This window comes from Salinicola socius (assembly GCF_001937195.1).
Lineage (GTDB): Bacteria > Pseudomonadota > Gammaproteobacteria > Pseudomonadales > Halomonadaceae > Salinicola > Salinicola socius.
This window is the reverse complement of sequence record NZ_MSDO01000006.1, coordinates 16,286-30,383: the sequence shown is the minus strand read 5'-3', so window position 1 is coordinate 30,383 and position 14,098 is coordinate 16,286. Positions and strand designations below refer to the sequence as shown.

5 protein-coding genes are annotated in these 14,098 nt (G+C 61.0%); 1 reads left to right on the top strand and 4 read right to left on the bottom strand.

What is annotated here, in order from left to right; genetic code table 11:
• Positions 1 to 8 precede the first annotated feature (8 nt).
• The 3 genes from BTW07_RS06350 to BTW07_RS06340 are packed head-to-tail and all read right to left on the bottom strand — an operon-like array spanning position 9 to position 4,560.
• The gene (locus tag BTW07_RS06350; protein ID WP_075569338.1) at positions 9 to 1,442 is read right to left on the bottom strand and encodes a TolC family protein; all 1,434 of its coding nucleotides are present in this window, start codon (positions 1,440 to 1,442) and stop codon (positions 9 to 11) included.
• Positions 1,442 to 2,779, bottom strand: a complete 1,338-nt coding sequence (locus BTW07_RS06345; RefSeq protein ID WP_075569337.1) for an HlyD family type I secretion periplasmic adaptor subunit — start codon at positions 2,777 to 2,779, stop codon at positions 1,442 to 1,444. Before BTW07_RS06345 ends, BTW07_RS06350 begins: the two co-directional genes overlap by 1 nt.
• Positions 2,776 to 4,560 (bottom strand): type I secretion system permease/ATPase, encoded by a 1,785-nt coding sequence (locus tag BTW07_RS06340; RefSeq protein WP_075569336.1) that lies wholly within the window; start codon positions 4,558 to 4,560, stop codon positions 2,776 to 2,778. The genes BTW07_RS06345 and BTW07_RS06340 overlap by 4 nt, the downstream gene beginning before the upstream one ends.
• A gap of 709 nt (positions 4,561 to 5,269) precedes the next feature.
• On the opposite strand from BTW07_RS06340, the gene BTW07_RS06335 reads away from it, so the two are divergent.
• Complete coding sequence (locus tag BTW07_RS06335) at positions 5,270 to 12,748, top strand: carbohydrate-binding protein (protein WP_075569335.1); 7,479 nt, start codon at positions 5,270 to 5,272, stop codon at positions 12,746 to 12,748.
• Between the two features lie 85 nt (positions 12,749 to 12,833).
• Here the strand turns inward: BTW07_RS06335 and BTW07_RS06330 are convergent, their stop codons facing one another.
• Complete coding sequence (locus tag BTW07_RS06330; protein WP_075569334.1) at positions 12,834 to 14,015, bottom strand: multidrug effflux MFS transporter; 1,182 nt, start codon at positions 14,013 to 14,015, stop codon at positions 12,834 to 12,836.
• Between the last annotated feature and the right edge of the window lie 83 nt (positions 14,016 to 14,098).

The following is a 14,098-nucleotide window of genomic DNA, read 5'->3' as shown; positions in this document are numbered from 1 at the left end:
CTGCCAACTTAGCCATTGGATGGTCGTGCCGTCTTTTCGACCCGGGTCAGAATGCTCGATATCTCTGCCAGGGTCGTCGTGTCGAGCTGGTCGGCGGTCGCTTCGAGATAGGTGCGGTCCCTGAGGTAGAGACACAGCGTCTCGATGACGCGGATTCGCAGATCGTATAGCGAAGAGCGGGCATCGAGAACGTCGACGAGATCTCGCAGGCCTAGGGATTCGCCGCGAATCGCCGCCTGCAGGAACAAGTTGCCGGACTCCACCGAGCGCTGCAGCGCCTCGAGCTGGCGCAGATCGCCCTGCATGCTGAGCAGCCGCTTGCGAACTTCCTGCTGGGCCAGGCGCCGTTCGTTCTCCATCGTGGCCGCGCCGGCCTGCGCTGTCAGTTCACCCTGACGAATGCTGGCCGTGGTATAACCGCCCTGGTAGATCGGCAGATTCATTTCCACGCTGGCGCTGAGATCGTTGCTGGTACTCAGGGGATCGTTACTGTCGACATCGCTGTAACCGACCACCAGGTTGAGCTCTGGGTAGCGCGACGCGCTCCGGATGCCGGTATCGCGCTGTGCCACGCGCTGACGCTCGGCGGCGAGACGCACCTGCACATTGTCACGCGTCAGTGCCAGCCAGCTCTCCAGAGGGCGCGATTCCGGGGCAATGTCCAGATTCTCCGGCGTCTCGACCAGCACCGGATCGAAGGTCAGCGAGGCTCCCGTCAGTCGCTCGAGATCACTCAGCGCATTGGACAGATCGTTTTCCGCCGACGTCTGGTCGGCAACCGCTTGATCCAGCCGCGACTGCGATTCCAGCAGATTGATGCGATCGCCGATGCCCAGATCGTAGGCGCGCTGTGCCTGACGCTGCTGCAACACCAGTGACTCACGCTGGGCGATCAACAGCCCCACTTTGCGCGAGGCCTGATAGGCATCGAGGTAGGTCTCCACCACCGTGACTGCCAGATCACGCTCGGCGACCGCAACCTGTAGCGCGGCGGCATCCAGCTGGGCGCGGGCCTTGCCGACTCGGCGCCAGCGCTCGAGACTGAACAGCGGCTGCGTCATCCGCAGCTCCCAACTGGTGTTCCGGGTCCTGCCGGAAACGCGATCGTCGTAGACCTCGTCGGGGTAGTCGTCGGGATTGTCGGTGTAGATGTTGTCCGCATCGGTGTAGCGATAGGCGGCGGTGGCATCGAGACGTGGCCGCAATCCGGCTTGCGCCATGGGAACTTCCTGCGCCACCGATCGACTGTCCAGGCGCTGGCTCTGCAAGCCGCTATCGTAAGTCAGCGCCCGTGCAACCAGTTGCGAAAGAGACGGGGGAGCTGTCGGTGCGGCGCTGAGCGACTCGGGCATCGGCGCGGCGATATCGAGTGGCTGCGCCTGCGCCGTGGCGCTCGCTGCCGCCAGAAATCCGGCCACCATCCAGCAATGAAATGACGGCATCACTCTTCTCGCATCGCGCGGGCCAGCATGTCGCTGAACGGTTTGAACATGTAGCTGGCAAAGGTGCGATCGCCGGTTCTCAGCATCACTTCGGCAGGCATGCCGGCCAGCAGCTGCATCGAAGAGGTCATTTCCGCATGGCCCAACTCGGTGACGCGGATGCGCGCCTTGTAGTAATGATTGTGCGTGGCTTCGTCTTCGAAACTGTCTGCCGAGACATGGGTGACTTCACCTTCGATGACATTGGATAGTCGCTGATTGAAGGCGCTGAAACGGATTTCGGCAGATTGCCCGGCGTGGACGTTGTCGATGTCCCGATCCGGGATTCGCGCCTCGACGACGAACGCCTCGTTGGACGGAACGATCTCCATGACCGTATCGCCGGAGCGAATGACGGCACCTTGAGTGTGGACCTGCAGACCGACCACGGTCCCGGAGACGGGGGCGACGATAGCGGTTCGCTGGACCTGATCGCGCAGGGCAGTGACTCGCTCCTCCGCGTCCGTTACCTGGGATTGGATATCCTTGAGGTCCTCGCCCACTTCCTGGTGATACTCCTGTCGGCGGATTTCCTTCTGAAAGCCGTTTTCGCTGATTTGAGAACGCAACTGCGCGACTTCGGCGGTGTGCTGGGCATTTTCCCCCTGATACTCGAGGGCTTGACGCTCGAGCTCGCGAAGACGCTGGTTATCACCCAATCCCTCCTTGAACAGGGTGCGATAGTCGCTGGCCTCTCCGGACAGGGAGTTGATCTTGGATCGATTGACCTGTTGCAGTCTTTCGAGACCGGCGATCTGCTCCTGCATCTGCCGGGCCTTTTCATCCAGCGCGGAGAGTGCGTCCTTCAATGACTGTCGGCGAACCTGGAACAGGCGTTTCTGCACGTCGACCACCGCCCGGACGCGAGACGAAACACCGTCGAGGAGCATGTCGGGAAAGGTCAGCGTGTCACGGTCGCTCTGTTCGGCCAGCAGTCGCACCTCGCTTGCCAGCGCGATCCGGTACTCCGATTCGGCGATGGAGAGCTTGGCCAGCGGCTGGGTGTCGTCGAGCACGATCAGCGAGTCGCCGGCGTCGACCTGATCGCCGTCTGCGACCAGGATGCGTTTGATGATGCCACCTTCGAAGTGCTGGACCTTCTGAGTCGAGCTCTCGACGGCGACCGACCCCGGTGCCACCACCGCGACTGCCAGGTCCGCCGTGAGCGACCACAGCACGAAGCCGCCCAGTGCGAAGACCAGAATTCCCAATCCCCAGCCCCGGCTGGCGCGATCGCTGGTGGGCAGTTTTGGGGCAGGGGCGCCGAGCGTTATCGGTGCAGCAGAGGAAATCGTCATGACTTCGGCGGCTCCGGAGAGAGGGAAAGAGGGGGGCGCGAGTCGTCCGGCTTGCCCCGGGCTCGCATCCGGATGGAGTGGATGGGGGTATCGGTTTCCCGAGTGGGCTGGGGCATTTTCGGCGCCGGCGGATGAGCCGGGGCGCAGGACACCATGCGTCCTTCCTGAAGCACCAGAACGCGATCGACGTGCTCGAGAATGGCCGGCGAATGACTGATGATGAACACCGTGGTGCCCTGCGTTCTGAGCTGGCGCAGGCAGTGCTGAAGCGCGCGTTCGCCGCTGGCATCCAGGTTGGCGTCCGGCTCGTCGAGAACCACCAGTACCGGGTTGCCGTAAAGCGCTCTGGCCAGACCGAGGCGTTGGCGTTGCCCGCCGGAAAGGACGCCACCGCTACCGCTGATCTGGGTGTCATAACCGGCCGACTGACGCAGGATGATGTCGTGTACACCGGCTTTCTGGGCGGCTTCGATGACCTGAGCCGGGTTCACATCACCGAAACGGGCGATATTCTCGCTGATGCTGCCGTCGAACAACTCCACATCCTGTGGCAGATAGCCGATGAAAGGACCCAGACGTTCCCGGGGCCATTGGCTGATATCGGTGCCCCCCAGTCGAACGCTGCCACTCTGAACCGGCCATACCCCCAGCATGACGCGAGCGAGCGTCGACTTGCCCGCGGCACTCGGCCCGACGATGGCGATGTGCTCGCCGGGATTGGACTGCAGGCTGAGATCCCATAGGGTCGGGCGGTTCTCGCCCGGCGGTCCTGCGGTCACCGTTTCGAGCGCCAGACGCCCGACCGGTGGCGGAAGCGGCATTCGCTGAGGTTCGGCCGGGACCGCCGACAGCAGGGCATTGAGTCTGGCATGCGCGGTGCGCGCGGCGACGAATCCTTTCCATCCACCGATCATCTGATCGATCGGCGCCAGCGCCCGACCCATCAGGATCGAGCCAGCGATCATCATGCCGCCGGTCAGGCTGCCTTCGATGACCAGAAACGCACCCAACCCCAGAATCAGTGACTGAAACATCACGCGCAGCGTTTTCGACACGTTGCTGAGCGCGCCTGCTCGGTCACTGGCATGAGATTGATGTACAAGGTAGTCATGATGCTTCCCTCGCCAGCGGGCGAGCAGATTGGGCAGCATGCCCATCGCCTGAAGTACTTCGGCGTTGCGCAGATTGCTCTGCGCGAGATCCTGGGATTGAACGTGCTCTCGATTGGCCTCGCTCAGCAACGACTGCGTGCTCTTTTCATTAATCCAGGCCAGCACCATCAGCACGCTGGCGGCAACGGCCGCGAAAATACCGAACCAAGGGTGAAACAGCGTCAGTATGGCGATGTAGACCGGGATCCATGGCGCATCGAAGAAGGCGAACAAGCCATTGCCGCTGAGAAATTGGCGCAACGTCGTCAGATCATTGAAGGGTTGCGCCGACGGTTTGCCCGGGACCAGCAGCGCTCGCTTGAACGTGGCTTGATATAGCCGATCACTGATTTGCATATCGAGCCGATTACCGACCCGAACCAGGATGCGCGAGCGCACCAGATCCAGCGAGCCCATCACGATAAACAGAAACACCACCACCAGTGTCAGCATGAGCAGCGTTTCCGGACTCCGTGTGGTGATGACCCGATCGTACACCTGCAACATGTAAATCGATGGGGCCAACATCAGCAAGTTGATGAATAAGCTGAATAACAGGATATAAAGAAACGCCTGGCGGCTGGCGGCAAGGGCCAGCTGCAAATCGGTCTTGTCCGGGGATGTTGCCACGGCATGTTCCCTTCTGACGTCTGAGGTGAATGTTAGCGTTGAAAATCGATGTTGTTAGAAAGGCAGCATTGGCATGTCGTTTTGGGGTGTCAGCATGCGTAAATTGTGAACACGTTTACAAGCGGAATTGTTGGCGACTTTTCTCAGAAAACATGAGGTTTTGAATTGCTGATTTTTTAATTACCTGTTTTATAACAAGGGAGTATGTTCGTGTCCATATCTCAGATTCCGCGATTTATTAAAAGACGCGCGAATAAAATTAGCGAGTTTGATGAACAGGAGGTCACGGTTTTGTGCTGAGCGGCGTAATGGGTTTTTGCGCTTTGAGCATGAGGTTTATCAGTCTTGAAAATTTATGTAATCGCGTTTTTTATAGAGCTGCGGGAAGTGGCTGACACAACGGTAAGTTGTCGGAATCGAGTCATGGAAACGCTATTTTCCATGAGTAACTCGTTAAACTCGTTTTGAGGGTTGTAGAAGTTTCAACTTTGCGCGGGGAGTGAGAAGCGCTAGTTTGCCATCGGTAAGACTCCATTGGTAAGACTTTAGTCACGTCAGTCCCGAGCCTTTCGGCCCATAACGATCAGCGACAGGGAACTTCCGTCACCCACTACGCGGAAGGTCGGCATCGTGTCGGTTAGCGCCGGGCGGGCGACGATCATCGTCGCTCGTTTCATCACCACCCACTCAACGCGTAGGGACTCCATTCATGTTCACGTTATCCATCATCGATGCTCAGACAGGGGACACCGTCGAGACATTGACTCAGGGCGCTGCCATCACTCGTGAGCTTCTCGGCGAGGATTACTGGCTTGAGGTCACGCCCGTCGACAGTAGCGGCTTTCTGGCCAGCGATGTCGCCGGCATTTCGCTGACGGTAACCGACTCCGCAGGTAATCCTGGCGAGCAGCTGAGCTCGGAAAGCCCCTATCGGTTCATGTTGTCCCCGGATATGGATCGTGGTTTGACGAATCTGTTGCTGGATGCACTGGACGAAAGCGGTCAGCTGTTGACAGGGAGTGAGCAGTCGGTCGATATCGAGATCGTCAATGCCGAAGGGTGGTCCGGGGACGTCTTCACCCTACAGGGCGAATCATTGATACCCGACGATGGCGCCTCGGCCGCCGATACGGTCGTTCGCGATGGCGATAACCCGGATACCAGCGGGGCAGCGGGTAGCGATGGGTTATGGGACGGCTCCAGCGGGCCCGGGTACCTGGACCTGGGCGGACAGATCGGGGACGCCGCCTATTTCGAGGTTGACGTCGAAACCGCCGGCACCTATCAACTCGACGTGCGATATGCCGGCAGCGGCGCGGTTGGCGCTTCTCGTCCGATGGCCGTGTCGGTCGACGGCATCGATCAAGGCAACCTGGCCTTTCCCTCGACCGGTAGCGGTACCGCCGGCTGGCAGACGTGGCAGCATGCAACGTTGTCATTGTCCCTGGACAGCGGGATCAATGTCATTCGCCTGGAAAACCTCGTGGGTGGCGGCCCGAACATCGATAGCCTGACGTTGACCGCGATCGCTGACGACGACGGCCCGGCATCTCTGGTCATCCAGGCCGAAGATATGAATCTGGTCTCTATCGACGACAGTGGGGCGACGAACAGCCCCGGCTTGACCCGAGTCGTCGACAGCCAACATCCCGATGCCCAAGGTGTCGTCAGGGCGGGCGCGATCGACGGTGGCTACGTCGACTTCGGAACCGATGCGGGGGACGCGGTCACCTTCCAGGTTTCGCCCGATGACACCGGGGTCTATACCGCCACGATCCGTTACGTCAATGGCGGGGCCGGTGACCGCCCGTTATTGCTCTCCGTCAACGGCGCGGAACCTACCCTGGTCTCGTTTCCCCCGACCGGGGCCTGGACGAGCTGGAACGAGATCAGCGTGTCGGTTCCGCTATCCGGGAGCGACAACACAGTGACGCTGACGCTGCCGTCTACGACACAGGGTGGCGCTCCCAACGGTCCCAATATCGATCAGATCAGCTTCGATTATGCCGCGGCGCTTCCGGCGGATCCGACGCTGGTGTTTTCGATCGAAGGAGAGGCACTGGCGATCGACGACGGCAATTCAGTTGCCGATACCGTCGTCCGCAACGCCGGCAACCCGGAACCGAGTGGCGGTGGCGCCGACCGGCTATGGGGAGAGTTCAGTGGATCCGGCTACCTGGATATGGGATCGCAGGCGGGGGACGCGGGCGCTTTCACAGTCAACGTCGCCGAGGCGGGCACGTATCTGCTGACGATTCGCTATGCCGCCAGCGGAACGAACGATCGCCCGATGGCGCTTTCGGTGGATGGTGATACCCAGGGTACGATCGCTTTTGCCTCGACTGGGGTGGGGAGTGCGGGTTGGGAAAACTGGACGGAGACCACCGTCGAGATCGATCTCGGGGCGGGTGACAATCTGGTTCGACTCGCCAATATCGGCAATATCGGACCCAATATCGATACGCTGTCGATCCACACGCTACCCGACGATGGTGGTGAGCCCGGCGTCGAGCCCGGCGATCGCTTCGAAGTGAAGATCAATTTTCAGCCGAACGGGGCGACCACACCGGATGGCTATATTGCCGATACTGGTCAGGCATTCGGGCAGCAGTCGCTGCAGGTGGACGGCCAGACGTATCAATATGGGTGGGTAACGGCGGGATCGATCGCCGACGGGACCGCCAACGGCACGACGCCCATGGCCATTGCGGGTCAGGATGCGGATGCTCTCGGCGACCGCAGCGGCACGTTGCCTGGTGTCGATCCGCTGCAGGCAACTTACGCGGGCTTCGACAAGCCGGGCTACAGCCAGGCTGCCGGCTGGGAAATCGAGCTCGAGGATGGCTATTACGAAGTCACTATTTCCATCGGTGACAGCGGCGGCGCCTACGACAGCGTCAATCTCGTCAACGCCGAGGGCGAGGCTTTCAATACGCCCTTTGCCTCGGGACGTCCGGATGGCTTCCCGGCGGATAACGACCCTACCAACGACAGCGATGGTTATCGCTCGACACTGGTGACTCGGATCGTCCAGGTGAGCGACGGGCGACTGACACTCGATTCGCTCGGTGTCGACGGCAACAACACCGAGATCCAGTACGTCGAAATCCAGTCACTACCCGACCTCACGCCGAACGACGATCGCGAGGCGCCGGAGGATTATGCCTACTTCACCGATCCCAGAGCGGTGGCCGGAGTCGGGCCGCAGCAGGTCGAAGTCCACCTCCAGGCGGAAGACGGCACGCCGCCGGTCGGCGTCGATCCGACGTCCGATATCTTCATCGGCATCTCGGTCGTCGAGGGCCGCGGCGGCGCCCTGCTCGAAAGCCTGAACGATGGTTCGGTCAAGCTCTTCAATACCGTCACCGGTGAAGAAGTCGCCTTCAATATCAATACCACCGGCGGGTTCGATTCGCTGACCATATCACCGGTCGGCGAGCTGGACGAATACACCAGCTACACCCTGGTGATCGATGGGTTCCAGGATCGGGGTGACAATAGTGATCCCGATGCGCCCACCCGTGAATTCCAGAAGTTCACCACGACATTCGTCACCGGTGCCGAACCGGCAGTTCAGGATAGCGAGGTGGCCTTTGACACGGCCGTGGAGTTGAACGGCGCCGAGGATGGCGCCTACCTGTTCAGCTCCATCACCATGTCTCCCGATTATTCCCAAATCTACGTTTCGACCCTGAACGGCGAGATCAGGCGCTACGATGTCGATGCCACGACCGGCGCACTGTCCAACGAGCAGACTCTGGCGCTGGATTACTTTCAGACCGATGCCGGCGCTCGCGGCATCGTCGGACTGAGCTTCGATCCGACCGATCCCAATGTGATCTGGGTAACCGACAACTATCCCATTCCGTTGAGCGGGCGAGACAATGGTGTTCCCGATTTCAGCGGTCGGGTCAGCAAGATCACCATCGGCGACAGTGACGATGCCTTCACTGGCACCGCAGAGACGTATATCACCGGCCTGCCGCGTTCCAACGGCGATCACGTCACCAACAGTCTGGTGTTCCACGCCAATCCGGCATTCGACGCCGAGACCAATCCTGACGTTCCGCCATATCTGCTCTACGTCTCGCAAGGTGCCAACACCGCCATGGGTGGCGATGATAGTGCCTGGGGCAATCGTCCCGAGCGGCTGTTGAACGCGGGCGTTCTCGAAATCGATCCTTCTCGTGATGCGCCGGAGGGTGGTTTCGATGTGTCGACCGAACCGTTGCCGACGGACGGATCCAACACGCGCTACGGAGACGATGACAACGATCCCAAGAATGGCCCCATCGACATGGGGGGCGGCCAGTATCTGGTATTCGCGCAAGACGGCACCGCAACGATGCAGGACGCCGACGGCAACGTATTGATCGAATACTACGACCCGTATGCCGCGGATGCGGTACTCAAGATCTATGCGACCGGTATTCGCAACGCCTACGATCTTGTATGGCACTCCAACGGGAATCTGTACGCGCCGACCAATGGCTCCGCGGCCGGTGGCGTCACCCCCGATGACCCTTCAACGGCCTATAACGAGGCGTTGATCAACGTCGGTATCGAAGACGACTGGCTGTTCAAGATCGAGCAAGGGGGATACTACGGTCACCCCAACCCGATGCACGACGAGTACATTCTCAACGGAGGTAACCCGACCGCCGGGGGGGATATCAACGAGACCGACGAATACCAGGTTGGCACGAACCCTGACAGCAACTATCAGATCGACGATGCCTACTCCCTGGGTACCAACCGCTCGCCGAATGGCGCGATCGAATACACCAGCAATGTCTTTGGCGCGACGCTTGACGGAAGCCTGTTGTTCGTCGAGTACTCCGGAGGCGACGATATTCGCTGGATCTCGCTGGATGAAGACGGCAACGTCTCGAGCGACAACGTGTTGCGCGATGTGAACGGTAACGTCATCAAGTACGTCGACCCGCTGGATATCATCGAGAACCCGCTCACTGGCCAGCTGTATCTGATGACACTCAACCGCAGCACCGGCGAGAGCCAGGTCATACGCCTGGATCCCGTACCCGGCGATATCATTGACCCCGGTGAAGGAGATGCCGACTTGACCACCATTGCTACCATTCAGGCCGAGGACGAGTCCCAGGCCATCATCGCCTCCGGTGCTGGCGCCCAGATCGTGATTCGCGATGGCGACACGCCCGAGGTCAGCCCGACCAACCCGCCCTACGGTATCCGTCCGGGAGCATACGGGCTGGACGGCAATACCGATTACAGCGACGGCATCGTTGGCGGCTATGCCGACTTCGGCTCGACGACGGCGGATTTCATCACGTTCAACGTCGATGTCAATGCCGCCGATGCGGGCGATGCCGTACTCCGGGTTCGCTACGCCAATGGGGGAGAGACGAATCGACCGCTGGAGGTGTTCGTCAATGACGTCAGTATCGGCGTCTTCGGATTCTCGCCGCCTGCGGGCGTCAGTGGCAACGCGGCCTGGAATACCTGGCAGGTGCTGGATATTCCGGCGGAGTTGCTCGCCGGGGCCAACACCGTCCGGCTGCAGGCGACCACCAACACCGGCCCCAATATCGATCAACTGGAAGTCCTGATCGAGGATACGACACCCGGGTACGCCGTGTATGAAGCCGAGACGGCAGCGCTGCAGGGCGGTGCGGTCGTCGTGCCGGAATCACAGACGGATCGGGATGCGTCCGGTTCCGGGTTCGTCGATTTCGTCGGCTCCGGCGATCAAAGCATTACCTGGGATGTGGACGTCGATCAGAGCGGCGTCTACGAGGTCGCTTTCCGTTACGCGCTGACGACCGGCAAAGCCGACCGTCCCATGGCGCTGACGGTCAACGGTGTCAGCTATCCCGCCGTCAATTTTCCCGCCGAGAGCCAGACAGTCAGTGACTGGGTCTACCAGACGGTCGAAGTGACGCTGGCTGCCGGTAGCAACACGATCTCGGTGACCGCTCCCAACGGCGTCGGGCCCGATATCGATTCGCTGGAGGTGCCCGGTGAACCGTTGGCCACCGTCAGCAGTGGCGAAATCAGTGTGGTCAGTACGGATCCGGCGTATTTCGACGACCGTATCGCTTTCAATTATCTCGAGGACAACGATGCCACCAGCGCTTCTCCGGTGGCGCGGGAATACAAGGATAGCGGCTCGGTCATCATCACCAACACGGGTACCGGAGAACTATCGGTGAGCAGCGTCTCGCTGAGCGGCCCGTTCATGCTGGCGGATGCCCATTTGCTGGACGATCTGAGACTGGCAGCCGGTGAATCCATCGAGGTCGGCGTGCTGTTCAATCGCGGCGCCTATACGCCCCCGACCAGCAACGCTGCCGATGGGGTGTTCGAGGGCACCATGACGATCGTCTCGGACGATGCCGACCAGCCCGTCACGGAGATCCAGCTGGCCGGCTTCTGGCAGGCGCGCGACGAAGGTGGCTGGGAGCCCAACCTCAACGAGATCTGGCGAGTCTTCGGCTTCGGCAACCACATCGAGGGTCTGTCGACACTGGACGGTGGCGGTGGGTCCGTCCTGCAGGATTTCGATCTCTACCGGGCAGCCAACGATCAGGAAGTGCTGTCTCGCTACTGGCAGATCGCCGACGGTGTGGAGTCTGCTACGGTCACGCAGTTGGCCGCGTTGCACGGATACAGCGGTGCACTACTCGCACTGCATGCGCCGGGCGACAAGGCAGCAAGAACGGCCCTGAGCAATCACGACAGTCTTTATAGTCAGTCATTTCTCCCGCAGGTGGCCAATGGCGACTATGCAACCGCGACGTTCAACCGGGGTCGGATTCCCGACGGCTGGGCAGGCGACGATATTTTCGGTATCTCCATTGCCAACCTGTCGACCGACCCGTCGTTGAACCCCTCCGGTGGCAGCACACCGCCGGCGGAGGATGCCGGCATAGAGCGTGGCCATACCGTGCGTGTTTTCCAGGCCTACGACACTGACGGCAACGCCATTGCCAATACCTATTTCGTGGTCATGGACTACACCGGCATCAACTACGACTACAACGACAACGTCTTCCTCGTCGAGGGCATCGAGCCGGCGGCGCGAACCCCGTTCAACGAAGCGGCGACCCCATGGTTCGTCGATCACGACGGCCTGACGCTGGATGCGGCGCTATTCGACGAGGGCGCGCCTTATCTGACCTACGAGGATTCCAGCGAGACACAGCTCGGCTCCAACTTCCGCGAGGGCGGGGTGGACATCCGCGGTAACGGCGATGCCATCGGCTGGATCGAGAACGGAGAGTGGGTCGAGTACACCCTGGAGGTCGACCAGGCCGGCGTCTACGATCTCTCTTTCCTGTCCGCGCTGGGTGCGCAGACCGGGGCGGCACGCTCCATCACGGCCACGTTCGACAGCGGCGCCGGCGTCTACGAGGTCGCCACCATCGATGTCGATTTCACGGGCGGCTGGAACACCTTCGCGCCAACCGACAGCCAGCACGTGGCCTTGGAAGCCGGTACGCAGACGTTGCGGCTGACTTTCAACGGAGGCTCGCAGAATCTGGAGTCCTTCAACTTGGCGCCCGCCACGCAGTCGGCTTTCAATGCCTCGGGTACGCCCTGGGCGGTCGACGAGGGTCTGACGTTGAACGCGGGGCAATACGATACCGGAGGAGCTGAGGTCGCCTACCACGACAGCAGCGAGGCTCAACTGGGCGACAACACCAGAAACGAGGGTGTCGATCTACGCGACAACGGCAATTCGATCGGCTCGATCGCCAATGGCGAGTGGGTCGAGTACACGATCGATGTTGCCACGGCGGGTACCTATCAGCTGTCGTTCGCCGCTGCAACGATGTCCAACGGCCGCACCGTCACGGCCAGCGTCGAGCAGGACGGCGCGATCTATACCAGTGCTGCACCCCATGCCGTCACCAACACCGGTGGTTGGAACAACTATCAGGCCAACAACGGCATCGAGCTGGATCTGGCTGCCGGCGAGCAGACGCTGCGGCTGACGTTCAACGGTGGGGCGATGAACCTGCAGTCATTCACGCTGACGCCGGAAGCCAATGCGGCGACAACCTCGATGGCATCGTTGATGTCGATGATGACGGAGATCGAGGACAGTGGCGGTCTCGCGCCGGCCGCCGAGGATCTCTCCGTGGCCAGCGACGATGTTGCCCTGGCCGGCGTTCATCACAACCCGGAGGCCATCAGCATCGCCTAGAATCTTGCGTCAGTTGGTCGCTTTACAGGCCGGGCATTCGCCCGGCTTTTTGTATTGAGAGGACTCCTGGATGGTCATCCCCGGATCATCGGACCCGACGTGGACGCAACGCGCCCACGATGACGATCACGCAGACGAGCGAACAGACGAACATCGAGGCGATGACCCAGCCGAGAGTTTCCGGTAGCAGGGTCGAAAGTGCACTCAGCGTGCCGGCAATCCCGAACTGGCTGGCGCCCAGCAGTGAAGCCGCGGTGCCGCCGTGACGCTCGAAGTATTCCATGAAACATGCCTGGTTGTTGGGCGCGACGGCGCCCTGGGCACCAATGGTCAGCATCATGGCCGGCAGAAATAGCCAGACCGAGACCTCGAGCCAGGTCGCCAGCGCGAGCATCAGGATGCCCAGGAATTGCGCGCAGAGACAGGTGATCAGAATCTGGCGTGACGTGAACCGATTGAGCACGGCGCGGTTGGTCAGGTTGACCAGCAGCATGATCAGAATATTGGCGCCGAACATCAGCGAAAAGGCGCTTTCCGATTGACCGAAGTGGGCCTGATAGATGAACGATGCGTGGGTGATGAACAGCATCATGACCGAGAAGGCGAAGGCCTGCAGGGCAATGAAGGGTAGCGCGGCTCGAGTGGCCAGTACGAAGCGATAGCGGGTCAGCAGCGAGTCGTGATGATGCGTCACATCGATGGGTCTGGCGTGGCGCAACACCACACGCGCCTGCAGCGGGATCACGCCAAGCGCGTAGAGAGCGAGAAACCAGAAGATGGCATGCCAATCTCCCATGGCGAGCAACGCACTGCCGAGACTGGGGGCGAGGCCAGGCGCGACCACCATGATCAGGCCAATCATGCTGAAGAGCTTTGCGGCGTCGCGTCCGCGCACCTGATCCCTGACCAGAGCCGGTACCAGCACCATGATCCAGCCGCCTCCGAAGGCCTGGAGGCCGCGCAGCATCAACAACAGGTTCAGATCGTCGACCTGGGTGATGCCCAGCGACGCCGCGATGAAAATAGCCAGGCCCGCGTACATGACGCGAGGTCGCCCGATTCGGTCCGATAGCGGCCCGCCGACCAGCTGACCGATGGCGAGACCGAAGATGTAGATCGAGAGGCTCCGGGCGACTTCGCCGATGCCGACGCCCATCGCCTCCGCCATGGCCGGGAAGGCGGGGAGGTAGGCATCAATCGACAGCGGGCCGAGTGCCATGGTGACGGCCAGCACCAGTGGCAAGGCAAAAGAGTACGAACGGGACATGGCGACCTGCGAAGCCTATTGCTGGATGGTTGATTTCGTCAACTATATCGGTCCGCCAAGGCGCTTTCAATTCAGTTGTACGG

Excerpts from the sequence above, each read along its gene's own strand:
- BTW07_RS06350 (WP_075569338.1), bottom strand. The coding sequence starts at position 1,442 with ATGCCGTCATTTCATTGCTGGATGGTGGCCGGATTTCTGGCGGCAGCG.
- BTW07_RS06345 (WP_075569337.1), bottom strand. The coding sequence starts at position 2,779 with ATGACGATTTCCTCTGCTGCACCGATAACGCTCGGCGCCCCTGCCCCA.
- BTW07_RS06335 (WP_075569335.1), top strand. The coding sequence starts at position 5,270 with ATGTTCACGTTATCCATCATCGATGCTCAGACAGGGGACACCGTCGAG.
- BTW07_RS06330 (WP_075569334.1), bottom strand. The coding sequence starts at position 14,015 with ATGTCCCGTTCGTACTCTTTTGCCTTGCCACTGGTGCTGGCCGTCACC.